The sequence below is a fragment of the Roseobacter cerffii genome (genome assembly GCF_054226325.1).
Genome location: NZ_CM135757.1, coordinates 4213843 through 4238504, shown reverse-complemented (window position 1 = coordinate 4238504; position 24662 = coordinate 4213843). Strand labels below are relative to the sequence as shown.

Annotated in this window: 23 protein-coding genes; 7 read left to right on the top strand and 16 right to left on the bottom strand. The window is 56.6% G+C overall.

All coding sequences use genetic code 11. From position 1 onward, the window contains the following. Positions 1-64 precede the first annotated feature (64 nt). The 10 genes from ACVC7O_RS20630 to ACVC7O_RS20585 form a co-directional block, all read right to left on the bottom strand. Positions 65-475: a hypothetical protein gene (locus ACVC7O_RS20630; protein ID WP_458323980.1), complete on the bottom strand. Its 411-nt coding sequence runs from the start codon at positions 473-475 to the stop codon at positions 65-67. Continuing rightward, a complete protein-coding gene (gene flhB / locus ACVC7O_RS20625) occupies positions 475-1560 on the bottom strand; it encodes a flagellar type III secretion system protein FlhB (RefSeq protein WP_458323979.1) in 1086 nt (361 codons plus the stop codon). Before flhB ends, ACVC7O_RS20630 begins: the two co-directional genes overlap by 1 nt. Further along, on the bottom strand, positions 1557-2327 hold the full coding sequence (locus ACVC7O_RS20620) for a flagellar biosynthetic protein FliR (RefSeq protein WP_458323978.1): 771 nt from the start codon (positions 2325-2327) through the stop codon (positions 1557-1559). The genes flhB and ACVC7O_RS20620 overlap by 4 nt, the downstream gene beginning before the upstream one ends. Further along, complete coding sequence (gene flhA / locus ACVC7O_RS20615; protein ID WP_458326128.1) at positions 2324-4366, bottom strand: flagellar biosynthesis protein FlhA; 2043 nt, start codon at positions 4364-4366, stop codon at positions 2324-2326. The genes ACVC7O_RS20620 and flhA overlap by 4 nt, the downstream gene beginning before the upstream one ends. Before the next feature lie 44 nt (positions 4367-4410). Further along, the gene (locus tag ACVC7O_RS20610; RefSeq protein ID WP_458323977.1) at positions 4411-5124 is read right to left on the bottom strand and encodes a lytic transglycosylase domain-containing protein; all 714 of its coding nucleotides are present in this window, start codon (positions 5122-5124) and stop codon (positions 4411-4413) included. A gap of 108 nt (positions 5125-5232) precedes the next feature. Continuing rightward, positions 5233-7488: a hypothetical protein gene (locus tag ACVC7O_RS20605; protein ID WP_458323976.1), complete on the bottom strand. Its 2256-nt coding sequence runs from the start codon at positions 7486-7488 to the stop codon at positions 5233-5235. Then, complete coding sequence (gene motA, locus ACVC7O_RS20600) at positions 7485-8354, bottom strand: flagellar motor stator protein MotA (RefSeq protein WP_458323975.1); 870 nt, start codon at positions 8352-8354, stop codon at positions 7485-7487. Before motA ends, ACVC7O_RS20605 begins: the two co-directional genes overlap by 4 nt. Positions 8355-8418: 64 nt before the next feature. Next, positions 8419-9027, bottom strand: a complete 609-nt coding sequence (locus ACVC7O_RS20595; protein ID WP_458323974.1) for a MotE family protein — start codon at positions 9025-9027, stop codon at positions 8419-8421. Further along, complete coding sequence (locus ACVC7O_RS20590; protein WP_458323973.1) at positions 9024-9416, bottom strand: hypothetical protein; 393 nt, start codon at positions 9414-9416, stop codon at positions 9024-9026. The genes ACVC7O_RS20595 and ACVC7O_RS20590 overlap by 4 nt, the downstream gene beginning before the upstream one ends. A gap of 10 nt (positions 9417-9426) precedes the next feature. Continuing rightward, on the bottom strand, positions 9427-9912 hold the full coding sequence (locus tag ACVC7O_RS20585) for a flagellar basal body-associated FliL family protein (RefSeq protein ID WP_458323972.1): 486 nt from the start codon (positions 9910-9912) through the stop codon (positions 9427-9429). 98 nt (positions 9913-10010) lie between these two features. Between ACVC7O_RS20585 and fliF the strand changes: the two genes are divergently transcribed. The 4 genes from fliF to fliP are packed head-to-tail and all read left to right on the top strand — an operon-like array spanning position 10011 to position 13283. Continuing rightward, on the top strand, positions 10011-11657 hold the full coding sequence (fliF, locus tag ACVC7O_RS20580; protein ID WP_458323971.1) for a flagellar basal-body MS-ring/collar protein FliF: 1647 nt from the start codon (positions 10011-10013) through the stop codon (positions 11655-11657). After that, a complete protein-coding gene (locus ACVC7O_RS20575; protein WP_458323970.1) occupies positions 11657-12256 on the top strand; it encodes a FliH/SctL family protein in 600 nt (199 codons plus the stop codon). Before fliF ends, ACVC7O_RS20575 begins: the two co-directional genes overlap by 1 nt. After that, entirely contained in the window at positions 12249-12542 is a 294-nt protein-coding gene (locus ACVC7O_RS20570) for a FliM/FliN family flagellar motor switch protein (RefSeq protein WP_458323969.1), read from the top strand. Before ACVC7O_RS20575 ends, ACVC7O_RS20570 begins: the two co-directional genes overlap by 8 nt. A 54-nt stretch (positions 12543-12596) precedes the next feature. Next, complete coding sequence (gene fliP / locus ACVC7O_RS20565) at positions 12597-13283, top strand: flagellar type III secretion system pore protein FliP (protein ID WP_458326127.1); 687 nt, start codon at positions 12597-12599, stop codon at positions 13281-13283. A gap of 1242 nt (positions 13284-14525) precedes the next feature. On the opposite strand, the gene ACVC7O_RS20560 is transcribed toward fliP, so the two are convergent. From ACVC7O_RS20560 to ACVC7O_RS20540, 5 genes are all read right to left on the bottom strand, one after another. Continuing rightward, a complete protein-coding gene (locus tag ACVC7O_RS20560) occupies positions 14526-15629 on the bottom strand; it encodes a flagellar basal body P-ring protein FlgI (RefSeq protein WP_458323968.1) in 1104 nt (367 codons plus the stop codon). Continuing rightward, positions 15626-16630 carry a flagellin gene (locus ACVC7O_RS20555; protein ID WP_458323967.1) on the bottom strand — a complete coding sequence of 335 codons (1005 nt, stop codon included), beginning with the start codon at positions 16628-16630 and terminating at the stop codon, positions 15626-15628. Before ACVC7O_RS20555 ends, ACVC7O_RS20560 begins: the two co-directional genes overlap by 4 nt. 3 nt (positions 16631-16633) lie before the next feature. Then, a complete protein-coding gene (gene flgK, locus ACVC7O_RS20550) occupies positions 16634-18049 on the bottom strand; it encodes a flagellar hook-associated protein FlgK (protein ID WP_458323966.1) in 1416 nt (471 codons plus the stop codon). Between the two features lie 71 nt (positions 18050-18120). Continuing rightward, complete coding sequence (locus ACVC7O_RS20545) at positions 18121-19452, bottom strand: flagellar hook protein FlgE (RefSeq protein WP_458323965.1); 1332 nt, start codon at positions 19450-19452, stop codon at positions 18121-18123. A 100-nt stretch (positions 19453-19552) separates the two neighbouring features. Then, positions 19553-20386 (bottom strand): flagellar motor protein MotB, encoded by an 834-nt coding sequence (locus tag ACVC7O_RS20540; protein ID WP_458323964.1) that lies wholly within the window; start codon positions 20384-20386, stop codon positions 19553-19555. 133 nt (positions 20387-20519) lie between these two features. On the opposite strand from ACVC7O_RS20540, the gene ACVC7O_RS20535 reads away from it, so the two are divergent. Then, complete coding sequence (locus tag ACVC7O_RS20535; RefSeq protein WP_458323963.1) at positions 20520-21737, top strand: MFS transporter; 1218 nt, start codon at positions 20520-20522, stop codon at positions 21735-21737. Here ACVC7O_RS20535 and trhO read toward each other — a convergent pair. Beyond that, a complete protein-coding gene (gene trhO / locus ACVC7O_RS20530) occupies positions 21734-22630 on the bottom strand; it encodes an oxygen-dependent tRNA uridine(34) hydroxylase TrhO (protein WP_458323962.1) in 897 nt (298 codons plus the stop codon). The two genes, ACVC7O_RS20535 and trhO, sit on opposite strands and share 4 nt — an antisense overlap. Before the next feature lie 135 nt (positions 22631-22765). Here trhO and pncA point away from each other — a divergent pair, with 135 nt between their 5' ends. Next, on the top strand, positions 22766-23374 hold the full coding sequence (pncA, locus tag ACVC7O_RS20525; RefSeq protein ID WP_458323961.1) for a bifunctional nicotinamidase/pyrazinamidase: 609 nt from the start codon (positions 22766-22768) through the stop codon (positions 23372-23374). After that, complete coding sequence (pncB, locus tag ACVC7O_RS20520; protein ID WP_458323960.1) at positions 23367-24659, top strand: nicotinate phosphoribosyltransferase; 1293 nt, start codon at positions 23367-23369, stop codon at positions 24657-24659. The genes pncA and pncB overlap by 8 nt, the downstream gene beginning before the upstream one ends. Positions 24660-24662 lie beyond the last annotated feature (3 nt).

Sequence of the window (24662 nt, the reverse complement as noted above, 5' to 3'; positions counted from 1 at the left end):
CTACCATGTTCAAAACCATCGACTAGAAGCGAGAGCCACCGCGCTGCATCTTGTCGAACGTAGTTCAGCGACCGTGAAACACCGACATGTCGATCGCCTTCTCAAGATCTAGCTTGCGCGTATCTTCGCGCTGCTTTCGCTGTATAGTCCTCATAATCTCTTCGCTCGCCAGAACCTTGCCGTAGGCTTGTTTGACCTGACGGAGATGCTGGTCCTTTTCAGCTAGAATGAGGGCGAGCTTCATATTCAAGGATCGCTTGGACTTGCCCAACCACGCTTTCCAAATCACATCTGCGCCGATGGACTTCATCGTGCCATCCGCGGCTTGTTCCGCGGTCTTCGCTTGCGCATCGAGTTTGGCCAAATCGGCTCTAACAGAGTTCTCCCGTTGCAACAGCGTTTGGAAGAGCTGTTGGCGCGCCTTATATCGGGCGTCTGCTAAAGCATGCAGGGTGCGCGCGTCATCTAGGCGCATCAGACCCGTCCCTTCGCCCGTTGGCGCATCGCTTCCGCAAATCGGATCGCCGCCGCAACAGCGCGATAGTGATCTGGAGCAATCTGCTCTCCGATCTCGGTCGTCGCGTGCAAGGCGCGCGCAGTTGGTGGATCGCTGTGGATCGGGACGCCGTTCTCCGTCGCGACTTCGCGAATGCGGAGGGCAATCTCATCGACCCCTTTAGCAACGCAGATCGGAGCCTGGCCAGGCTTACGTTCCCACTTCAGAGCTACCGCATAGTGGGTCGGGTTCACGACAATGACGTCGGCCGTTGGAACATCGGCCATCATCTGAGCACCCGCGATTGCCTGAGCCCGCTGCCGTCGCTCCTGCTTCATGTGCGGATCACCCTCGTTATTTTTGGTTTCATCCATGACCTCTTTGCGGGACATCATGTTTTTGCGCAGATGCTCAAAGTGCTGCCAGATCGCGTCGATCGCCCCTATCACACCCGAGACAATCACCACGACCAGAAGGAACGAGAGACAGATCTCCGCCAGCAGCGCGACAACGATCCGAGGGTTGGTCTGCAAGACAGACACCATCTCGTCCAGCCTGACGTGAATGAACAGTGCCAAGCAGGCTGAGTAGATCAAAAGCTTTGCGAAGCTGACTGCAAACTGGAACAGACCGCGTCGTCCAAACTTGTTCTTTGCGTTCGAGATGACGGAGATGTTTGAGAGCTTGGGCGCGATCTTGGTTGGGGCAAAGACGATGCCCTTCATTGCGAAGAGGCACAAAAGGACTGCGAGAGCGGGAAGGCCGAAGATTGGAGACATCGACCACAAGACGCTGTGCAGGATCCCTCCTGTTGGGGCGCCAGCGGCTCCATCAAAGAAGAGGGGTGCGAGTTGTGCCGACTGGTCGATCAGAACCATCATTGATGTGCCGAGGTGGATCAGCCCACTGCTGCCAGCGGCGAGAAAAGCCACAAGGAGCCCGGCATAGGCGAATGCCGTCAAAATCTCGGTGGATCGTGCAATTTCCCCTTTCTTGCGCGCTTCCAGAAGCTTCTGAGGAGTTGCCTCATAAGTCTTGTCGCTTTGATCGGTCTGATCACTCATGGTATTGGCCCAAATGGATTTGCAAGGAATGCGTCCATCGCCTGTACCCAGACCGACAAGATTAGCGGCGCCGACACGAGTAGCAAAAAGAGCCCCCCCGCTGTGATCACCGGCGCGCCAACAAAGGCTACCATGAGTTGCGGCATCGCCTTGTTGATTGCGCCCAAAGCGACGTTGTACAGGACCGACAGGATGACAAATGGCGCGGCCAAGGTGAACGCAAGCGTAAACGCACGAGCGACCTGTGCGACGCCCCATTCGGACAAAACAGCCCCTTCGGTGAACCGGCCCATTGGCATGAAATCATAGGATAATATAATCAGCTCCGCAGCCTTCACATGAAGGCCGGTCATCACAGCGAGTGCAAGGCCACCTACGATCAAGACATAGCCCATGGCTGGCATGGGATCGACACCGGCCCCACCAAAAACTTGAGACAGCGAGGTGGCATGCGCGGCGATGGCGCCTGCGGTCTGTAGGGCGAGAATGAAAAGCCGAATGCCCAACCCCAACGCCAATCCGGACAATACCTCTGTCACGATGAAAAAGTTGGTCGTTCCCAGTGAGTCGGGGACTGCTGTCGTGGGGATCGCGGGCGCTACAATGAGAGTAAACGCCATTGCGAGGATCAGCTTGACGCGGGCCGGCACCGATTGCTCACCGAACGCCGGCAGCATCGATGTGATGGCCGCCACACGCAGAAAAACTGCAAAGCCATGCCACAGGGACTCGTTCAATAAGGGGATCAGTTGAGCCAATCCGCTCATGCGGCGACGACACCAACAAGGGATGGACGCGCATCGAGACCGATTTCTTCAAATGACAGAACAGGGTTGTTGATGCCCTTGGCCCTCATGACGGTGCGCAGGAAGCGGCGGCGGCGGGTATTGGTCACAATCGCAGCGTTGATCCCGTTTTCACTGGCCGCCTGTAGCTTCTCAGAGACATTCTCAGCGAGAAGATTGAAAATCTCCGGTGGCAAAGCGATATCCAGTCCCCGGTCTGCTTCAACCTGATAGGTGGCGAAGGTCTCTTCCCATTCCGGGGCGAGTTGAACGAGGGGCAGGGTGCCATCTTCGCGTTTCATGTCGGCTATCAACTGGAACCCTAGTCTTTGGCGAACGTGCTCGCAGATCGCTTCCGGTTGCGCGTTTTGAGCCCGGGCTTCGGCGGTTGCTTCAAGAATGAGAGGCAGGTTTCTGATCGAAACCTGTTCGTCCAAGAGCAGTCGGAGGACCGCATGCAGCACGTCAATAGGCACCTTGTCCGGGATCATTTCATCCAGAAGTTTACGGTTTGCATCAGCACGAGTCGCATCCGATACGTTCGTCATTTCGTGGAGGAGACGCCTCAGTGACTTGAGAGACAATAGACGGCTGAAGTTGCGCTTGACCGTTTCCAGCAGGTGTGTCGCAAGAATTTCCGCAGGTGTAACCAGGGTCAATCCATCGAGCGATGCTTGCTCTTGATCACGAGCGTTGATCCAACGCGCGGGCGCGCCATAGACTGGTTCGGTCGTGTCTCGTCCATCTGGCAGGCTGGCCGGGTTCTCTGGCACAAGGGCTAGAATTTGATCAGGGTTCAATGAGGCCCGTGCCTGCTCGACACCTTGGATCCGGAGAATGTACGTCCCAACAGGAAGTGCAGCGTTATCCGTCAGTCGGATTTCGGGAAGGATCAATCCGTAGACCGAAGCAACGTGGGTGCGCATGTTGGAGATCCGCGCATCAAGACCCGTACCCGGATCAAGTACCATGTTGACCAGATCAGTTGCAAACTCGACATGAATGTCGTCGAGCTCGAGAATATCGCCCAGCGGCTTCTCTTTCGGCAACTCGGTGTCGGTCGCCTCAAGAGCATCGCTGTCAGATTTGGATTTTGCATTTCGATTGAGCCAATAGGCAAGCCCACCCATCAACGCACCGCCAATGATAAATGGTGCAAATGGCAGCCCTGGGAACAAGGCGAAAAGCACGAGAAGACCTGCGACCGTTGCGATGGCGGCCGGATGCTTGCCAAGTTGGCTGAAAACGGCAAGGTCGGTGGCGCCTTGTGCACCGCCGCGTGCCAGCAGCAACGCAGATGCAATTGAGATGACGACCGCGGGTATCTGGGAGACGAGGCCATCGCCGACGGTCAAGATTGCGTAGGTCTCAAACGCCTGCCCGATAGGCATGTCATGCACCACGACACCCATGATGAGACCCGCAACCAGATTAAGTAAAGTGATCAGGAGGCCGGCAATCGCGTCTCCTTTTACAAACTTGGAAGCGCCGTCTAAAGAGCCGAAGAACGTGGTCTCCTGCTGCTCTCTCTCGCGTCGCTCGCGAGCTTCGGTATGTGTGATTGCACCCGCCGACATGTCGCTGTCGATTGCGAGCTGTTTGCCCGGCATACCATCCAGTGCGAACCGAGCGCCCACTTCCGCCATTCGGGTTGCGCCCTTGGTAATCACCATGAAGTTGACAATTAGCAAAACGCAAAAAACGACCAGACCTAGAAAGACGCTGCCGCCCATTACGAATTGTGCAAAGCCCTCGATCACGTCTCCAGCCGCATCCGTGCCAGTGTGACCCTCACCGATAATAAGCTTTGTCGAGGAGACGTTGAGTGATAGGCGCAGCATCAACGAAGCCAGCAGGATTGTTGGAAATGCCGAAAAGTCCAACGGCCTTTCGATAAACAAGGTCACAGTAAAGATCAGAATTGCGAGTGCAAAGGAAGCTGCCAAGCCTACGTCCAGAACCCACGCTGGCATCGGCAAGATCATCATTACAATCACAGCCATTAGTGCAACGGCGAGCATGACCGTGGGGTTGAAGAGCGCTTTTGCGGTCAGATTCTGCACGTTCAGATCTCTCCAATTCGTGATACCAGCGCGCCGCGAGACGTTGAGCGCCCCAAGGGTACGAGCGATCCAAGCCGAGGCTGTGCGTCAGAGCGCTGCAATAGCGGGAAGCGGTTTGCATGCCTTTGTTCTGCTGCAACTGCTGTTGGGAGGCTGGGTCCGTCAGCTAGATTGGCGTGGATCTGAGAAAAACGGCGTTGATAGCGTTGCGCGTGTTCCTCCGTTCGCGAATGGTAGGCGCCGACTGCTCGCATCCAGTCCCCTTTTTCTTCCTGTAGTTTGGCCAAAAACTTGGCCGCGTAGCGCGCATTCTCGACCGGATCAAACATCTGCTCCAAACTTGAAAAGGCGTGACCATGCCACCGATAGTTCAGCTGAAAGCAACCGATATCGATGTTTCTTCGGTTTCCACCAACTGTTTTTGTTGCATGTCTGACGGCGGCAGCCTTGCTGTCGAACCACCGACCAGTGCCGCCCGTATTTGTGGCCCAAGGCCATGGTTCAAAACTGCCTTGCAGTGTGCGACCGGTTTCCGTTCTTGAGATTGCTTTTAGGATCAATACAGGCACGCCGGTTTCTCGCGAAGCAAGGGTGGCTGCGCGGTCGCATACATTGTTGTTATCTGCCCGCGTTTCATCCGCCATCAGGACGACGGCTGCGAGTGCAAGCAAAACAAGTGCTAGTATGGAACCAAGTAACCGAAACTGTAGTGCCATTCTGACCCTCTTATGCGCTGCGTTTTGCAACGATATTATAGTATTGATTCAAGGTTTATTTTATGTAACCGAAGCTTCGGTTTTATTGTCGGGTGCTACGCTAGATGGCTAACGTTCGACTGGCACACCTTCCAGGAGATTTCGCAAGGTCTCCCGCGCCGAGTTGCTCTGTTCCACAGCGGAGTCAATGGTTTCAAGCATACCATCGCGCGGCGCGATTGCTGGTATGGTCTCGTCAGAAAGTGTTCGTGCACCACCGAAAACCGGTGCGTCACTTGTAATCAGCTCTGCCCATTCACTGGCGAGCCACGCGGACCGCATCGCTTCTTCGTCTGCGTCCAAGGACTGAAACAGATCGAACGCGGCCTTATTGTTGCCGAGCTGCGCTAGAGCACGCGCACGCAATTCTAAGGATTTCTCATTCTGAACTAGATCCAGTACTGTTAATGCTGCTTCCGGTTGCCCTAGTGCCAAAAAAGCTTCCGCGTGCAGGAGCGTAAGGTATTCGCCTTTCCGATCCGCGTGTGACTCCGATAGAAGCATTTCGGCCTCATACGCAAAGCCCAATTCAAGTAAACGGGATGCAGTGTCTCCGACAGACTTTGAGGACATTTCCGATGATGTACTGGGGAACTCCGAAAAGAACGCATCAATAAACGTGACGTCGTCTGCGTTGGAAGAAAGCGCTGAGAAGGTGTGGGACGTCAGCTCGGCCAAAAGTGTGGCATCACCTGCAACTATCTCACTTTGCATTGCCTCAAAAGCTTTTGCGAACTGTCCTGAATACGCCGATGCAATGACATGAGCACGCTGTATATCTCTTGCGATCGGGCTGTCGCGCCACTCGAAGGCGTAGGTTTCAATCAGTAGAGCCACATCTGCTGGTATCAGATTGCCCTCGGAAAGACGGCTGTCAACAAACGCAATCATCGCCTCGGGTGTCTCTGTGGCGTTATCCAGAATGACAGTGGAAAGGAGCTCCTCTGCCCCTTCAGAATTTCCAGACTGCTTCTCAATAGTCGCCTGTGCGAGGTCTGTGCTACTAGCTTGGTCGAGTTCTGTCCATTCGACATTGCGCAAGGCTATTGACGCAGACTCCAGACTTCCGTGATCCGCGAGGCGTTTGCTCAATATTGGTGCAAGGTGGCGCCTTAGATGATCGGGGAGCGCTGCAAGGGCCCGCAGAGCCGCTGTCTCATTCAAGAGTTGGTCGGATGGAAGCTGTTTTGCTGCCATAGCAGCCCAAAATGCAAATTCAGAATCACAATCGGCAAATTTATGGACAAAGCGTGGGTTGCGAGCGAAGCCATGCTCCATGATGTCAGCCAAATCTATGAGTTCGGGATGCTTTGGTATCAAGTCGTTTGATAATTTGAGAACTTGTTTTGCTTCGGCTCCAAGCCCAAAGTAGATATAGAGCCGCGCGAGCTTGAGTGCGGCTTTTTCGTTAAGCTGATCGACCTCGGAGAATAGGGTCCGCCGCACATCTGCAATTTGGGTGTAGAGCGGATCGTCGTCCCCCCAGCTATGCACCATTACGCGGTCTGGCGAGGCGCATACGGCGCCTGAGGTCATGAGATCGACATTTTGTGATAAGTTTGGCGTATCTCGACTGCTTGTAATCCTCATGTTTCCGGTCTCTGGAGCTGGAAGCGAAACGAGCACTTCTGACGAGTCATAGATTTCTTGAGCAGCGGGTGTTTCAAGTTCGCTGATTGACTGATCCAGATTCGGTGTTGCCGGTCGAAGAACGCCTCTGGAAGCCGCCGAGCTGAACTCGGTCAGGAGTTGTTGACGTGTTTGCTCAATTAGGCTGCTTTCCGCGCCCTTTTCCGTTGGAGCAGCAGTCGTGGTGATCTCACTCTCTAGCTCCTCTTGGGCTCTTGCGACTGTTTCTACGGCATCGGTAGAAAACTCGGACCACAGCAAATCCCCAAAGTTAAAACCTGAGGCCGGGCGCGCCGAGATGAAGCGTGCGGAGGCAGTTTCAGTCGATGGTGGGAGGGGCGGCCCATCGACAATATCCACCACGAGAAATTGTCTCTGTTCGACAAATGTATTCAGTTCACAGGCACATGAAACCAGGAGTTCAAGACGAGCAGGATAAGGGCGCACATCTAAAAGCAGATCACGAGGAATTACATCGAATACGCGGCTGGTGTCAAAACCGGCATCATGCCCGGCTACCCATATTGTCTTGAGGCCGGGTTCTTCCGAGATTTGCCAGGAGGCATCGTCGGGCAGTCGAAGGACCAAGCGCGTGAAGCCATCGTGATCGCCTGATCTTACAACTATTGGGTCAGCGCTTGCCGGCTCCGAGAAGAAAAGCGCGGTCAGGCCAATCACAACAGCAATTCTGATCATGCGGCACCTTGCTTCACCGACTTCAGGGCATCTTCGAGCTCAGCAAAACTTGGGCGGCAATGAGATGGAGTGTTCTGACGACCAACTTCAATGCAGATATTTGTTGCATGGGCGTGCAGGTTGGCGACTAAGACTTCGCGGATCAGCTGATAGAAATGCCCGTCCTCCTCGGTGATTGTCTTCACCTTGGCGGCAAACGGTCCGACAAACCCGTAAGCCAGGAAAACGCCGAGGAAGGTGCCAACCAACGCGCCACCAATCAGTTTACCGAGAACCTCTGGGGGTTGATCGATCGATCCCATGGTTTTGATGATCCCCAAAACCGCGGCGACAATGCCGAGAGCGGGCAAGCCGTCTGCAACTGTCTGCAGAGCGTGGCTCGAATGCAGTGCATGATGCATATTTGCTTCCATACGCTTTTCGAGAACCTCTTCCACTTGATGCGGATCGTCATAGTTCATGGAGGCCGAGCGCATCGTGTCGCAGATCAGCGCAATAGCCTCGCGATCCTTCAGAATCTTCGGATATTTGGAGAAAATGGATGACTCGTCCGGGGCTTCGATATGCTCTTCAATTGCAACTGGATTCTGTCGCGCCAGCCGAATGAGCTCGAACAGCAGGCAAAGAAGATCCTTGTAGTCGTCATGTGCCCACTTTGGACCCTTAAAAACCTTGCCCATGTCGCGTGCGGTTTGCTTGATCGCGGAAGAATCGTTGCTGATCAGAAATGCACCCAGGGCAGCTCCGCCAATCATCGTCATTTCGAAAGGGAGAGCCTTGAAGATGATGCCCATCTTGCCTCCGGCAGCCAGATAGCCGCCAAAAACCATCGCGAACACGCAAACAATGCCAATGATTCCGATCATCTCAAACCCCAGTGGTTACCGACCGACACTGTCGCAAAAGGAAGTTAAAAAACTCTCTGCGGTCCTAGGTTTCAGGTACGTCAGCATTCCGCCCTGCAAGGATGACGCTGATTGAGTATGCAGTCTGCGGAGACAAACCTGCCATGACACCAGCAGCGGCGTCGGGCCGCATGCGACCCAGGAAACCCGCGGCAAATGCCGGCTCCATTTCCTCGAAGAGTTCGGCGGCCTCTTTTGGCTTCATATTCTCGTAAACCGTCGTAAGACGCGCGAGGTCATCTTCAGCGGCTGTATTGGCCAGCGCAAGTAGCCCGCGCAAAGACTCTTCGGCCTCCTGCAGGTTGCTCAGGCGCCGTTCGATCTGCTCATCTGCAACCGAAAGAGCCTTCATCCGCATCTCGATCTGCTCTTCGCGCTCGGTCAGCCGAGCTTCGCGCTCTTGGAACGCCCGAAGCATTTTCGACATCTTTTGTTTGTCGTCTTCCGTCAACGCGGTGTCCGTTTTCGGATCAATTTTTTCTGCAGTTTCGACAACGGCGGAGGGATTTTCCGTTGCAACCGCCTGACCAGCGCCTATGCCGACGCGCAGAATAGCGGACCCAACCAGCAAACCAGCAATCAAGAGGATCGAGCCGCGGCCATTTCGACCGGTGAAGAGCTTTATCGATCTCATTGATGCGTCTCCGCATTCCGGTGGCGGACGAACATTGGTTCGCTGACGGCTGCCGGTGCAGGGGTCGGCGCATGCTGGGGTACGTGAGGCTGTTGCGGCGGTGGATCGGGCAGATCGTGCAGCGACGCCATCTGTAGCTCCAGCTTGCGCGACATGTCTTCGGCTCGTTTGGTCAAATCTGTCAGCGTTTGCGCCGATGTGGCCGCTGTGGACTGCGCGGCCGAGAGGGTTTTGGTCAGATCATCGACCTGCGCAGAAAGCACAGCAACGGCACCTCCCACCCCCTTCTCCAGATCGTTAAAGCGATTCAGTCGCCGGCCCAGAACAAAACAATAAAGGCCAGCTCCAAGCGCTCCGGCTGCCAGCAATACGTCCGCGATCAATTCCATGTCACCCTCCTTAGTTCAGTACAAATTCCATGATCAGCAGGTCTTTCACCTGCTCAGGCCCCGTCACGAGCTGTACCCGCCGCAGCATTTGTGCGCGCAGGCGGGTCAAGGCTGACGGGTTTGTGATGTCGTTTGCTTCGATAGCCCGCAAATAGCCGTTCAACACATCAATAACTCGCGGCAAAACCGCCTCGACGTCGGACGCGTATTCACGCGCAACCTCAAGCTCGGCGCGAAAGCGCAGATGGCTTTGCGCACTGCCCTGGGGCAACGAGACCGTAATCGGATCGAGCGGGACGAACTGAACCTGAGGTACCTTATCTTCTTCAGATGCCTCGACTTTCGGCTCTTCCGATTCGCCCCCCAAGAGCAAGCCGCTCCACGTGGCATAGAACCCACCGCCGCCGCCCATCAACATGAGAACCAACCCAAGTATTAAAGGCATTTTTGACGACTTTGGTGCATCCTCGTCTTCAACTGTCGCTGCGTCCGCCATGGCCATCCCATTTTTGGTTACGAAATTTGTTATAGACGCGATTGCACTAACCGATTGTTAAGCCAGATCGTTCATTGCTGTTGTCATCGCTGAATAGAATGTTCGGCTTGACGGAGGTGATTGTGCAGCAGTTGTTGAATGCGTGGACGGGGTTGGATCTGCGTCGTCAGATTATCGTGGTTGTCGCGACAGTGGCCATGTTCTTCGGCATCCTCGCGATGTCACGTATGGCATCTGCCCCTTCTATGACGCTGCTGTACGCCGGGTTGGAAAACGGTGCCGCAGGGGACGTCGTTCGCGCACTGGAACAACGCGGTGCCGAGTTTGAAGTGCGCGGCGGATCGATCTTTGTTTCAGCGCAAGAACGCGATCAATTGCGCATGACGCTCGCAAGCGAGGGTTTGCCTGCCAACTCCAACCGGGGATATGAATTGCTCGACACCTTGTCGGGGTTCGGGACAACATCGCAGATGTTTGACGCGGCCTATTGGCGGGCCAAGGAGGGCGAGCTCGCCCGCACAATTGTTTCAAGCCCGCACGTTGCGATGGCACGCGTCCATATTGCGAGCACCGGCTCAAATCCCTTTCAACGCGGCGTTACCCCGAAGGCTTCCGTTTCTGTGACGCCGACCGGTGCGGCCATTACACCACCGCAAGCCAAGGCGATTCGCTTTCTTGTTTCATCGGCCGTCGCTGGCCTCGCTTCTGAAGATGTCGCAGTCATCGACGCAAACGGCGCGCTAATCGGTTCTGCTGATGAAGTCGCCCCTGCGGGCTCAGATGATAAGGCGCAGGTCCTTCGTGACCGGGTGCAGCGCCTCTTGGAAGCGCGGGTAGGTTTCGGAAACGCGGTCGTCGAAGTGAGCGTTGATACTGTCACTGAAAGTGAAGCGATCCGGGAGCGGATCTTTGATCCGGAAAGCCGCGTCGCGATCAGCACGGATACTGAAGAACGGAGCAACACCTCGAATGAAGCAGGCGGCGGCAACGTTACGGTCGCGTCCAACCTGCCGGACGAAGAGGGCGGAAACGGCGAAAACTCTTCATCGCAAAACAGCGAAACCCGCGAGCGTATCAACTATGAAGTTTCTGAAACAGAACGCGAAATTGTCCGCGTACCAGGGGCCATCAAGAGGCTGACCGTTGCTGTTTTGGTAAACGATGCCGTGGTCGAGGGCGAAAACGGAACTTCGGAGCTCGCGCCACGTGATCCGGCCGAGCTTGAAGCGCTGCGCGATCTTGTTGCCTCAGCCGTCGGCTTTGACGAGGCACGTGGGGACATCATTACGATCAAGTCGATGGCTCTTCAAAGCGTGTCTCCCCAAGGGACAGCGGCTAGCACCTCGTTCTTCGATGGGCTCCATCTCGACTTGATGTCGGCGGTGCAAATGGCAGTCTTGGCGCTTGTGACGCTCATCCTCGGCCTGTTCGTCGTGCGTCCGTTGCTGAGTAAGCCTGCACTGCCTGAAGGTCAGGAGGTGCCGGCACTGCCTCCTGGCGAAGCCGCACTGAATAGTGAAGGTGGGCTGGATGGTGAAGTAGCCTCTGACGAGTTTGACCTTCCAGAGTTGCCGATGATCTCAGGATTTGGCGGAGACCAGCCTGGTGAGTTGCCGGAACTGCCGATGGCCGGTGGGATATCCGAAGACCCGGTAGACCGGCTCAGATCCATGATTGGTGAACGTCAAGAAGAGACCGTTGAAATCCTGAGAAGCTGGTTGGAAGACAAAGAGGAGAATGCCTGATGTCCCTTTCACACAGGTATCGCAACTTTGGCGGCCCCAAGGTGCCGGACACGCAGGAGAGCAACGCCAACGTCGTTGTGACCGAAGATCAGCAATTGGAAGCCTTCGAAAAGGGTTATCAGGCTGGATGGGATGATGCGGTCAAAGCACAAGCAGACTCTGTTGCAAAAATCAGCGCCGAATTTGGCCAGAACTTGCAAGATATGTCCTTCACCTACCACGAGGCGTTGTCGAAACTGACGTTGTCATTGAAGCCGGTAATGACGGAAATCGTTGAAAAGCTCTTACCGGCAATGGCGCAACAGACGCTTGGTCCTCAGATCGTGGATCAGCTGCTCGAAATGATCAAAGATCAGCCGCATCAACCAATTGAGATCGTGGTCGCCCCTTCAAATGTTGAGGCCATACAAGATATCGCCGAAGACAAGCTGAAGGATCCGTTTGAGATTGTCGCCGAGCCCTCGCTCGCCGAGGGCCAGGCGTTCGTTCGCATTGGCGAAGTCGAACGCAGCGTGGATCTGCAGGCGATCCTCTCAGGCGTAAGTGACGCGCTGACGGCTTTCTTCCACGAAACCGAGCAGGAGAAGAACAATGGATGATGCACCGGAAGCGCGCAATGCCACCGCTGAGACCAGCAATCCTTTCACATCGGTCCCGATCGAAGTGAGTGTATGTGTCGGTAAGGCCCGACCGCTGATCCGCGATCTCGTCGCTCTGGGCCAAAACGCTGTTTTGCCTCTGGACAAAACCGTCGATGATCCTGTGGAACTCTACGTCGGCGATCGGCTTATTGCACGAGGGACCTTGGAAGAAAAGGAAGGGGAAGCGAGCGGTCAACTCGTCGTCAGACTGACCGAGGTGGTCGATTTGCAGACTGGTCACTAAGCTCTCATGCGGCCTTCGCAATACTACGCAGCTATAGTCATATCTCTTGTTTTCATGCCCACGGCAGGGCTTACCCAAGAGATATCGTTCTCACTGGGGGACGACGGGTCAATAAGCGCGAGGACTATCCAGCTCTTCGCAATTATCACTGTGCTCAGTCTAGCCCCAGGGCTTGCAATAATGGTGACTTGTTTCCCTTTTTTGGTCACTGTGCTTTCGATCTTGAGGCAAGCAATCGGCCTCCAGCAATCACCACCAAATATGCTGATTGTCAGCCTGGCACTATTTTTGACCTATTTTATTATGGAGCCCGTTTTCACAGATGCGTGGAGAAACGGTATTTCCCCGCTAAACGAAAACCTAATAGATGTAGAGACCGCATTCGTTCGAACTTTGGAACCATTCCGCATCTTCATGGCGGGCAGATTAGATCCAGAGACTTTTTTCGCGATGGCAGAGCTCCGACCGGACACTATCGACGTAACACCAACTCCGGATGCTCCTTTATCGGTACTTGTTCCAAGTTTTCTCCTTTCCGAGATATCACGAGCATTTCAAATTGGGTTTTTGATTTTTCTCCCGTTCCTCATCATCGATCTTGTTGTCGCGGCTGTTCTGATGTCCATGGGTATGATGATGGTCCCACCCGTCATCGTTTCCCTCCCATTTAAGCTTGCGTTCTTCGTCATCGCAGATGGCTGGAGCCTAATCGCAGGCAGCCTTGTTCGCAGCTACTTTTAGGCTATATTCTCACGCTCTATAGCGGGCGCTTATACTTATGCTGCTCGGATCGAGAGTTCGCTAGTTTTTAGATGTCTGTAGTATGGCTTTCGGAGATCTGAGGTATCTGGAGCTGCCTTTTTAAGACTTGTTGAGCAAATAGCAACTAAATGCCGCTTCTCAAAAAGATGGATTCGTCGAGATTTTGACATAACTTTGGAGAAACTGGTCAGGCGCTGGTGTGGCCGCTAGCAGCAAGGCTGTGCTTCTCCATTTGTCCTAACCTAATAAAGTATGCCATCGCTTTGATCTTTGGAGGAGATTTGCTTTGGCGAGGAAAGGGGCTTCAGACGGCGTATTGAAGCTGCTGAGTGAGATTTAACCGACTCAGTCTTGTGGTGAAGACGTTGGCTCTGCGTTCCACAGCGTCGGGATGAAGGTGCTCTCTGGTTGACGATCATCTGGCTCGCAAAGCGTTAGAGGCGATAAGGCTAGCGCAAGTCAATGAGCTGATTCGCATCAAGAACTGGCGGGTTAGTTACAAAGGACCGAGCGATTGTGGCGTGAGAAGAAGGGGCGCAGCTTCTGCTGAAACTCAAGAAATGCAAACGGCTCTATCATAAAGTCAGTTTGATTATCCGACCAAAGCCGACACGTCCGAACTAGGTCTGTGCAATAGATTTTTTGCATTACGACCACACCCGACCGCATCAGGATTTCAACATGCGCTAGCCGGTCCCGGCACCATATTCAAAGCCCAGATCAGCGGCTCAGACACAGCGGGCCAAGGCAGCCTCCAAGAGGCTTTGTCCCTTCGCTTTCTCTACGTCCGAAATCTGTTGGCGGCATGGTGTACCGAAGTAGCACTTTAGTAGATCCATCACAGAAATCAAAACTCAACAGGCGCAATTCAAAAACACCGCACTAGGCGACGTAAGTCACTCCTGGACTAAAGAACGCCATCTCCCATTCGAAAGCGCTAAGCACCAGAGGCACAAAAAATTGACCGAAAACACACAAAGCAAGTTGACCTATATCGTAATTTTGATGTGCATACGCGATGAGCACTCTATACTTTACAAATCAAGTAATCAGTGTCTACTTAAAGTGGCTGTATCGCACACCTCGGCCCGTCAAAAATGTGGAAAACTTCTTATGACGCATCCAAGTAGCCAAAAGTGGATCTGAGAGAAGTCATCGACGGGCAGCATTCACCATTAACACTATAGTCAATACCGTAGCGTCAGCAATTTCAAACCTTGTCTAGCGGACGATAAATTCGGCATGTAGCGCGCCCGCAGCCTTAATGCTTTTCAAGATGTCAATCATGTCGCGAGGTGCGACTCCGAGTGCATTCAATCCGGCGATCACTTCGGACAGTGATGTCCCCGTCGGTATCTCCGCAAGACCGATGCCTGGCTCTTCTTCGATTTCTGCATTTGTCCTGGGTACAACAACGGTTTCCCCTTCGGCAAATGGGTTTGGCTGAACCGCAATCGGTGCTTCCTGTATTCGAAGTGTGAGGTTTCCTTGAGATACCGCAACGCGCGATATCCGCACGTCTTCGCCCATCACAATCGTCCCAGATCTCTGGTCGACAACCACACGGGCTTTGCGCTCTGGAAGAACAGAGATGTTTTCAATGCGACCCAGTGCATGCGCAACGGACGCCATTCGTGTTTCGGGTATATCCAATTGAACCGTACCAGAATCCAACATGAATGCCACTGGCCGACCAAAGTCAGAGTTAATGGCCTGTTCTATACGTGCAGCGGTGGTGAAGTCCGCGTCCCTGAGCGCCAACCGAAGGTTGGTCAAACTGGACAGGTCAAACTCAATTTCGCGTTCTACGCGAGCGCCCGACGGAATCACGCCTGCGGTTGGCACACCCTGTGTGACGCTCGCACCGTCCCCTTCGGCCACTGACCCACCAGCGATAATCGTTCCTTGTGCGACGGCATAAATCTGGCCGTCTGCTGCATTGAGCGGTGTCATGATAAGGGTGCCGCCTAGCAGACTGTCTGCATCTCCAATGGCGGATACGGTCACGTCGATCTGGCTACCGCCTCTTGCGAACGGCGGCAGAGCTGCCGTGACCAGGACTGCGGCGACGTTTTGAGGTCGGAATTGCTCCCCCGTTACGTTAACGCCCAGCCGCTCAAGGATGTTAGACATGATCTCCTCGGTGAACGGCGAGTTTCGCAACCCATCTCCTGTCCCGTTCAAGCCAACAACGAGGCCATAACCGACGAGGTCATTTCCGCGCACGCCATCGAATTCAACCAGATCTTTGATCCGGACTGGCCCCGCCTGAGAGATGGTGGTGCTCAATAAAACCGCCATGATGGCAGCAAGAAGAAATCTCATAAGAAGTTCACCAGATTGAGTTGAGAGCTACGGACTGTGACTGAATAGAGGCTCTGCAAATGAAACTGCACACTCTCCAATTCCGTGGCGGTTTCGAACGGATCGGCAGCAAGAAGCGCATTGCGGGCAAACTCCATGCTCGTTTCTTCGGCTTGGTTACGGGCCGAAATCATCTCTATTCGTTCTTCGACAAACCCTATGCTCGCGCGCAAACTGGTCAGTTGATCTTGGTTGGATTGCAACCCGATACCTGTCAGACCAAAGAGCTCTGACTGTTCTTCCACTCCAAACCCGAGAGCTGGATCGTCGCCGAGAGCAGCAACCGTGATATGCATCAACAAGTCCTTGATCGCATCATCGTCGGCACGGATGTCTAGCGATACACGCTCGGTATCTGAGAGAGCGAAGGGCGCGAGCGCAGTTGTTGAGCCTGAGTAGGCAAGCGTGTCAAACCCTGCGGGATCGTTAAACCAAGTTTCGGCGGCGGCAAGCGCGTCTTCGGGCGTGGGCTGCCCTGCAATGGCAGTGCGTACAAGTCCAACCAGTGTTTCTGCATCTGGCAAGGGGGCGCTATCAGTGGCTGTGCCAGCGAATAGGCTCAGCCCGGCAACGTCATCATTCAGCGAATTGATGATACCCTGTAATTGCGTCATCGCGTTTTCAGCGGGGTTGCCGGAAACGACCCCCAAAGGCCCGCCGCTTGCCAAAAGCAGGTCGAGCCCGAGCTGGCTTCCATACTCTTGGACGCGCTCCAAGGAGTCCTGCATGGCACCGGTCAAATATCCGGCTTCGGTGTTTGCAACGGAGTATCCTTGCAAGACTTCCAGGGAGCGTTCGAGCCCGGTGAGATAGTTGTGGTTGCCGGACAGAACCTGTCTGACATCGGCCACCTTCCCGCTGGAAAGCTCATCTGTGAGGCGCGTCAAGTCCTGCCTGAGCGCGACGCTGCGACGCTGCAGCATGAAGGATTGTGCAAGGTCACCAAGGGAAGTGGACTTCATCGCTTACAGCCTCAAAATTGTTTGCATCATTTCATCTGCCGCCTCGATCATGCGGGCATTTGCGGCATAGGTCTGTTCGACAAGCAGGAGCTTTTGAAGCTCCTGATCGGTGTCGACCCCCTCGGCCAGCACCAGCTGAGTCAACTCGTTGAATTGGGTCGACGTGAAGGTTTGCGTTTGCTCGGCCTGTGCTCGGTCTGCGCCGAGTTGAGATGTGAGAGTCGAGGCAAGGTTGATCATCGAGAAAGCGCCGGTTCCAAAATCGCCCGACGCGGGTGTGCGTTGTGCGATCAGAGCCTCTGACAAAGCCTGCAGTTGACGAGAATCACCGACATCTCCGGGGACAACCGCGTTCAGGCCGTCTCGCAGCCGCCAGGACTCACCGCCTTGCCGATCATCAATCGCCGCGTTGATTGTCAAGCGCTCGGAGATGCCAACTTCGTTCAACGGATCGAAAGCGATGCCCGTGTCGGTGAATATGCCGGGATCCCCTACAGCCAAGGTGGGATCGACTGCGGGATCCTGGAATCGTTCAACCAGATCCCGCGCCAGCGCATCGAGTTGGGTCTGGGCTTCAACGCCGAGCTCATCTCTGATTTCGAACTGGGCGCCAAGTGATCCTCCACCAAGTGCGCCGCGATCGCTGCTTGTCTGAGCTGGATAGCCGTTGATTGTCAGACCGGACAGCTGGCCACCGGCCAAGCTCATGTAAGGAGTGACCTGATTGACCGGTGTAAACCCGATCTCAGCGACACCGCCGTCGAGCAGGATTGCACCACCGGTCGAATAGAGCGCAATTTGTCCGTTTTCTCGCGAGATCTGGCGGACCGGAACGATCCCGCTGATCTCGTCAACGAGTGCTTGGCGGTTGTCCTGCAAAGCGGATGTGTCGCCACCGAGTGCCATCGTCTTGGTGATTTGTCGATTCAACTCCTGCACACTGGTCAAGGCGGTGCTCAGCTGATTGATTTGAAAATCGATATTCCGATCAGCCTCGCTGCGCGCTTCCTGGATGTCGCGCGAGGCGGACGAGATCAGAGTTGCAAGATCGCGCGCCGCGTTGACGGTCGCATCCAAACGCTCCGGGGCGTCGGGGCGGCTGGTGGCCGTGACCAAGCTGCTTTCAAACTGCGCAATGCGCGCCGAAAGTGAGTTTGGATCATCGGGAATACCCAGAAAATCCTCGTAGCGGGTCAGAAAACTCGTCCGATCGCTTGCGTTGTTGAACGCAGCCTCGGCGAGGCCGCGGTCCACAAGAAGGGCCGGGCTGACGAGGCGGGTGATCCCATCTATCTTCACGCCGCCGATCAACGATGATGACAGGTCGACCGAGCGGACCCCGTAGCCCGGTGTCATCGCGTTGGCGATGTTGGCCGAAATCGTCTCCGAGTTGCGCCCCGCGGCGCGCAACCCGGTCATGGCATTCGACAGTGCAGATGAAATCGTCATGTCTGGCCCTCACTTGTTAACTCGTAGCTGCGAAGAGCGTCCTATCGCTTGATGTTGGTGGTTTCCTGCAACATCTCGTCCACGGTCTGGATCACCTTCGCACTCGATGAGTATGCGCGTTGGGTCTTGATCATATCCGTCAGTTCACCAGCGACATCGACGGCTGATTCCTCGCGCGCAAAGGAGGCGATGTCTCCGGTTGGTCCATCACCGGCATCCCAGAGGAAGAACGCACCGCTTTCCCGGGATGGCAGATAGGTCTGGCTATCAAAGGCCTGCAGCCCGTTCGGGTTGGCAACGTTCACCAGCGGGATCTGATACACAGTCCGGATTTCACCAGTGTCGAAGCTTGCGCGCACGAACCCGTTAGCATCCACATCAAGCCCGATGAAGTTACCGATGGCCGACCCATCCTTGGTCACCGAAATCGGGGCAAAGTTGTAGGAAAGCTGTGACAGCCCCTCATTGTCGCCAATCGCGCCGATATCGATGGAGATCGGGCCAGCAGCCACGTTTACATTGATCAGGCCGGTGGTGCCATCATAAGCCGGGCTCGCACCTGCCGGTGTCACCGTCGGAATAGGCGTAACGGTGGCGAGAGAGCCGCCAGCGGTCCGCGCATCCGTAAAGGTCAGTGTGTATCGCCCAATTTCAGCTCCGGCTTGCGCGGAGTCAGTCATTACCATCGTCCACTCGTTGGTCGCTGGGTCGCCAGCGGCGGCAGGTGGTGTTGGTGTGAACGTAATGCTGATGCTTTGGGACGTGCCGAGGTTATCGAAATACTCGACTGACAGCTGCTCGGTCAGTGCGGCGGCGCCAAACTCCGTCTCCGTTGCCGGAAGGTTGATGCCAAGGCTCATGTTCAATGTCGGGTTCCCGGCAAGCTGCCCGGTGTTGATGCGGACCGGTTCAAGCCCGTCCGCGGTGTCACGCGGGAACGGGGGGATGGTGCCGTCCGCACCAGCGGGAATACCCATCAGAACAAGGCCGGATTGCGATGTCAGATAGCCTTCAGCGTCTGTACGGAAGGATCCGGTGGTCGTGAGGAACATCGGGGCGTCTGCGCCAGCCGTCTGAACCTGCGCCGCCTGCGCGACGGGCAGCATGCCCGCGCCGCGCACCGCGAGATCCGTCGGGTTCGAAGTTGTAATAAGCGGCCCACGTTCGTCGATCAGGCGCTGGGTATTGGCCCGGACGCCGCCCGCAGCGTACGACCCGCCGCCCGAGGACAGAACCATGGATTCAAAATCCGTCTGTACCCGTTTGTAGCCGTAGGTGGAGGAGTTGGAGATATTGTCCGAGATGGACGCCAACCGCTGCGCATTGGTCTGCAACCCTGCAACACCTGCATTGAGCGACGATGAAATTGTCATGGGCACGCCTTTCTGATGTGATCATCCATTGACCACCCAGATAAAGGCCCGGGCTTAACACCGCGCTAACATATAAAATGCGCCCTATTTCAGCCACAATTCAGCGCAGCAGCACAATCTCCACCCGGTCGTTGCGCGTTGCCATCGGGTTGCGATGCACAGGTTCACGATCGGCGTGCCCGGTGACCCGCTGCATCCGCTCGGTCGTCACGCCGTTTTGCTGCAGCATAAGACGTGTGCGCGTGGCGCGGTCGGTCGATTTGTCCCAAACCGGGTTCTCCGCGAGGACGATAGGTGCCGCGCGCACGTGACCCCCGATGGCGATATCATTGGTGACAGCCAGGCTGACGCTGGCGACCATCTCGACGAGCGTCTCCATCAGTGGCGTCGGTCGATCCGTGCCGTCAACAAAGATCGGCAGACCATCCAGAGCGAAGAGCTCGATCACCAAACCCTCATCGGTGATGCGGGTGACGATGTGCTGAAGCGCATTTTTCATCACGGTGCTCTCACCGCCAAGCGCGGTCAGCTCCGCGACGATCTCTTCCAACTCCTCGTTGGTCGCATCTTGGGCGCCATCATCCGTGCTGGTTCCGCTGTCACCGCGCGATTGCTGCTGCTGGGCCGCATAATGCGTGGTTGCGCCGAGGCCGTTCTGCGGAAGTGTTTCCTCCGAGAAAATGCTCTCACCACCGAAGGCGCCGTCGCCGCCGCCCGAGATCCGGTTCACCGGAATGGTTGGCGCGAAATAGTCCGCCAACCCCTGCCGTTGCTGTTCTGTCGTCGCATTCAACAGCCACATCATCATGAAGAAGGCCATCATCGCTGTCACGAAGTCCGCATACGCGACCTTCCAGGCGCCACCATGATGGCCGCCGGCGATAACCTTCTTCCGTTTGATGATGACTGGTGCCAGATTGCTCTGCGCAGCCATATCTCACCACTCTCATATTCACCCAAGCGGAGTGATAGCTCAGAAGGTCTTTCCACCTCCTTAACAGAGGCTTAGTTTTTCTGTCTTGTCACCGGGCCGCCGCTCCGCGCAGATGGCGAGGAAGGAGGCTCATATGCCGACAACGGTCACTGACAGTTCATATTCCTGGATCCGGCTGGGGCTGACCTTGGCCATTGCGGTGATCGTGAATGTTGGCATGTGGGCGATCATCGTGATCATGCCCGCGGTCGAGGCGGAGTTTGGGGCAGGGCGGGCTGAGGCATCCATGCCCTATACCTTGACGATGATCGGCTTTGCGGTTGGCAACTTTGCGATCGGCAAGGCCGTGGACCGCTTTGGCGTCACCCTCTCGCTGATTGCGGCAGCGGTTGGTGTGGCGGTCGGTTTCGGCCTGGCGACGCTGAGCCAATCCATCGTCATGCTGTCTCTGGCGCAACTCCTCGTCGGCTTTGCCTCTGCTGTCGGGTTCGGGCCGCTGATCGCAGACATCTCGCATTGGTTCGTGCGCCGCCGTGGCATCGCCGTGGCTCTTGTGGCCAGCGGGAACTACCTCTCGGGGGCCTTCTGGCCGCTGGTTCTCGCAGGCATGCTGGAACAGACGGGGTGGCGCAGCGTGTATCTCTTCATGGCCGTGGTCACATTGGTCGGAGTGATCCCACTGTCCTTGGCATTGCGCCGTCGCCTGCCGGAGGAAGCCCGCGCCGTCGCGCAGGACATGTCGCTGCGCAACGCAAGCTCGGCCGGGCTGTCTCCCCGCGCATTGCAATACCTGCTCGGCCTTGCGGGCATCGGCTGTTGCGTTGCGATGTCGATGCCGCAGGTGCATATCGTGGCCTATTGCGTGGACCTTGGGTACGGGCCTGCGGTGGGCGCGGAGATGTTGGCGCTTATGCTTCTGGGCGGCGTCGGCTCGCGGATCGTCTCGGGGTTGCTCGCGGACCAACTCGGCGGGGTGAAGACGCTGCTCATCGGCTCCACCCTGCAATGTCTTGCGCTGTTTCTCTACCTGCCGTCGAGCGGCCTCGTCTCCCTCTATGTGGTCAGCCTGATCTTTGGGTTGAGCCAGGGTGGCATCGTGCCGAGCTATGCGCTGATTGTTCGGGAATACATGCCGGCGCGCGAGGCCGGCGCCCGGGTGGGGATCGTCATGATGGCGACGATCATGGGTATGGCTTTGGGCGGCTGGATGTCGGGGTGGATCTATGACGTGAGCGGGTCGTATCAGCTGGCCTTCGTGAACGGCATCCTGTGGAACGGGCTGAACATCGTGATCATGCTGTGGCTGCTGTCACGCAGTGGCCCCCGCGCGCGACAGCCTGCCCCGGCCTAAGAGGCGGCGGCTTTACGGGATTTGGCCAGAGCCATCTGCTTTTGCCGTTCGCGGAACCGGTCCTTGTCCGCCGCTGAGGTCTCTGCAATGCACCGATGACAGCTTACCCCCGCTTCATATTCGGGGCGCTTCGTATCATCGGGCAGGATCGGCCGCCGACATCCATGACAGAGCATATGCGGGCCCTCGCGCAGCCCATGTTCGACGCTGACGCGGTTGTCGAAGACGAAACAGGCGCCGGTCCACTTCGTCTCGGCTTCCGGCACCTCCTCGAGATACTTCAGGATGCCACCCTTGAGGTGATAGACCTCCTCCACCCCTTGCCCCAGTAGGTAGTTTGTGGATTTCTCGCACCGGATGCCGCCGGTGCAGAACATCGCCACCTTCTTGTTGTGGAAGCGATGTTTGTTCTCCTCCCACCAGGCCGGGAATTCACCAAAGCTTTCAGTCTTCGGATCGACCGCGCCTTCGAAGGTGCCGATGGCGACCTCGTAATCGTTGCGCGTGTCGATCACCGCCACATCCGGCGACGAGATCAGATCGTTCCAGTCCTGCGGTTCGACATAGTGGCCGACGCGCGCGCGGGGGTCGACATCCGGCTGGCCCATGGTGACAATCTCGCGCTTGAGCCGCACCTTCATCTTGCCGAAAGGCGCATGATCGCTGACCGCCTCTTTCCACTCCAGATCGGCACAACCAGGCAGCGCGCGCAGATGCGTAATGACCGCGTCGATCCCTGCGCGCGGCCCGGCAATGGTGCCGTTGACCCCCTCCTTTGCGAGCAGCAGCGTGCCCTGCACATCCTGCGAATTGCAGAGTGCGAGCAGGTCCGGTTTCAGCGCGGCAGGGTCGTCAAACCGGGTGAAGTGATAGAGGGCGGCGATGGTGTACATGCGCGCTGCAATAGGCCTCAACGGTGGTACAGGCAAGAGCGGAGGCGCCCCGCGCATCAGCCCCGCCCCGCCCGGTTGCCATTGACGCCCCGCGCGCCGCCCCTTACCCAAAGATTGACCAAGAGCGAGGCGCGCATGACCACAGCCCTGATCGTGATCGACGTACAGACCGATTTCTGCCCGGGTGGTGCGCTGGCCGTGCCGGATGGAGACAAGATCGTGGCATCGATCAATGCGCTGATGGCCGAGGCCGAAGCGGTGATCCTGACGCAGGACTGGCACCCCGCTGGCCATTCCTCCTTCGCCTCCTCGCACGCGGGCAAATCGCCCTATGACCTGATCGACATGCCCTATGGCCCGCAGGTGCTTTGGCCAGATCATTGCATCCAGGGCAGTATCGGCGCGCAGTTTCATCCCGAACTACAAGCGGACCGCGCCGATCTGATTATCCGCAAGGGTTACAACCCCGAGATCGACAGCTATTCAGCCTTCTTCGAGAACGATCACCGGACCCCCACGGGCCTCGAAGGCTACCTGCGGACGCGGGGCATCGAGACGCTTGTCATGGTCGGCCTCGCGCTTGATTTCTGCGTCAACTTCTCGGCAGTGGATGCCGCCAAGCTCGGCTTCAACGTCGAGGTGCGCGAAGACCTCTGCCGCGCGATTGATCTGGATGGTTCGCTCGCCGCAGCCAAAGACGGGATGCGCGACGCGGGTGTCCGCTTGGAGAATGGCCATGGTTGATATCGCGAGACGCGTCTGGAACCACAAGTGGAAGATCGATCCGATTGTCCGCTCGTTGATCGACACGGATTTCTACAAACTTTTGATGTGCCAATCGGTCTTTCGTAACAAGCCCGGTACGCGCGTGACCTTCAGTCTGATCAACCGATCCAAACACGTGCCACTGGCCGAGCTGATCGACGAGGGCGAACTGCGCGAACAGCTTGATCACATCCGCTCTCTCTCATTGTCTCGCGGGGAAAGCACCTGGCTGCGCGGCAACACCTTCTATGGTAAGCGCCAGATGTTCCGCCCCGATTTCATGGAATGGTTCGAGCAGCTGCGCCTGCCGCCCTACCATCTGGAGCGCAAGGGCGATCAATACGAGCTGACGTTTGAGGGAAATTGGCCGGAGGTGATGCTCTGGGAAATCCCGGCGCTGGCGGTGCTCATGGAGCTGCGGGGCCGCGCGGTTCTGAACCGCATGGGCAAGTTCGAGCTGCAGGTCCTTTATGCCCGCGCGATGACCCGCGTCTGGGAGAAGATCGAGGCGCTGCGCGACATCCCGGATCTGTCGATTGCCGACTTCGGCACACGACGGCGGCACAGCTATCTCTGGCAGGACTGGTGCGTACAGGCGATGCAAGAGGGCTTGGGCGACGCCTTCACCGGCACCTCGAATTGCAAGATCGCCATGAACCGCGAGATGGAGGCGATCGGCACCAACGCGCATGAGCTGCCGATGGTCTATGCCGCCCTGGCCAAGACCGATGACGAGTTGGCGCAGGCGCCTTACGACGTGCTCTCGGACTGGCACGAAGAGCATGAGGGCAACCTCCGCATCATCCTGCCGGATACCTTTGGGACCAAAGGGTTTCTCGACAAGGCGCCGGACTGGCTCGCCGGGTGGACAGGCATCCGGATCGACAGCGGGGATCCCGCCAAAGCGGCCGAGATCGCCATCGATTGGTGGAAGACCCGCGGCGAGGACCCCAGCGCCAAGCGGATCATCTTCAGCGACGGCCTCGACGTCGACAAGATCCGCTCGCTGCACCGCAAGTTTGCGGGTCGGACCAATGTCTCCTTCGGCTGGGGCACCCTGCTGACCAACGATTTCCGCATGCTGGTGCCCGAGGACCGGCTGGCGCCGTTTTCGCTGGTCTGCAAGGCGGTCGAGGCGAATGGCGTGCCGACCGTCAAGCTGTCGGACAATCCGAACAAGGCGATGGGCCCCGCGTCCGAGATCGACCGCTACAAGAAAGTCTTCGGCGTCGGAGAGCAGGTCGCGCAGGACGTGATCGTCTGACGC

Coding starts and splice junctions, on each gene's coding strand:
- ACVC7O_RS20630 (WP_458323980.1), bottom strand. CDS start 475: ATGCGCCTAGATGACGCGCGCACCCTGCATGCTTTAGCAGACGCCCGA.
- flhB (WP_458323979.1), bottom strand. CDS start 1,560: ATGAGTGATCAGACCGATCAAAGCGACAAGACTTATGAGGCAACTCCT.
- ACVC7O_RS20620 (WP_458323978.1), bottom strand. CDS start 2,327: ATGAGCGGATTGGCTCAACTGATCCCCTTATTGAACGAGTCCCTGTGG.
- flhA (WP_458326128.1), bottom strand. CDS start 4,366: ATGCTCGCCGTTGCACTAATGGCTGTGATTGTAATGATGATCTTGCCG.
- ACVC7O_RS20610 (WP_458323977.1), bottom strand. CDS start 5,124: ATGGCACTACAGTTTCGGTTACTTGGTTCCATACTAGCACTTGTTTTG.
- ACVC7O_RS20605 (WP_458323976.1), bottom strand. CDS start 7,488: ATGATCAGAATTGCTGTTGTGATTGGCCTGACCGCGCTTTTCTTCTCG.
- motA (WP_458323975.1), bottom strand. CDS start 8,354: ATGATCGGAATCATTGGCATTGTTTGCGTGTTCGCGATGGTTTTTGGC.
- ACVC7O_RS20595 (WP_458323974.1), bottom strand. CDS start 9,027: ATGAGATCGATAAAGCTCTTCACCGGTCGAAATGGCCGCGGCTCGATC.
- ACVC7O_RS20590 (WP_458323973.1), bottom strand. CDS start 9,416: ATGGAATTGATCGCGGACGTATTGCTGGCAGCCGGAGCGCTTGGAGCT.
- ACVC7O_RS20585 (WP_458323972.1), bottom strand. CDS start 9,912: ATGGCGGACGCAGCGACAGTTGAAGACGAGGATGCACCAAAGTCGTCA.
- fliF (WP_458323971.1), top strand. CDS start 10,011: ATGTTCGGCTTGACGGAGGTGATTGTGCAGCAGTTGTTGAATGCGTGG.
- ACVC7O_RS20575 (WP_458323970.1), top strand. CDS start 11,657: ATGTCCCTTTCACACAGGTATCGCAACTTTGGCGGCCCCAAGGTGCCG.
- ACVC7O_RS20570 (WP_458323969.1), top strand. CDS start 12,249: ATGGATGATGCACCGGAAGCGCGCAATGCCACCGCTGAGACCAGCAAT.
- fliP (WP_458326127.1), top strand. CDS start 12,597: ATGCCCACGGCAGGGCTTACCCAAGAGATATCGTTCTCACTGGGGGAC.
- ACVC7O_RS20560 (WP_458323968.1), bottom strand. CDS start 15,629: ATGAGATTTCTTCTTGCTGCCATCATGGCGGTTTTATTGAGCACCACC.
- ACVC7O_RS20555 (WP_458323967.1), bottom strand. CDS start 16,630: ATGAAGTCCACTTCCCTTGGTGACCTTGCACAATCCTTCATGCTGCAG.
- flgK (WP_458323966.1), bottom strand. CDS start 18,049: ATGACCGGGTTGCGCGCCGCGGGGCGCAACTCGGAGACGATTTCGGCC.
- ACVC7O_RS20545 (WP_458323965.1), bottom strand. CDS start 19,452: ATGACAATTTCATCGTCGCTCAATGCAGGTGTTGCAGGGTTGCAGACC.
- ACVC7O_RS20540 (WP_458323964.1), bottom strand. CDS start 20,386: ATGGCTGCGCAGAGCAATCTGGCACCAGTCATCATCAAACGGAAGAAG.
- ACVC7O_RS20535 (WP_458323963.1), top strand. CDS start 20,520: ATGCCGACAACGGTCACTGACAGTTCATATTCCTGGATCCGGCTGGGG.
- trhO (WP_458323962.1), bottom strand. CDS start 22,630: ATGTACACCATCGCCGCCCTCTATCACTTCACCCGGTTTGACGACCCT.
- pncA (WP_458323961.1), top strand. CDS start 22,766: ATGACCACAGCCCTGATCGTGATCGACGTACAGACCGATTTCTGCCCG.
- pncB (WP_458323960.1), top strand. CDS start 23,367: ATGGTTGATATCGCGAGACGCGTCTGGAACCACAAGTGGAAGATCGAT.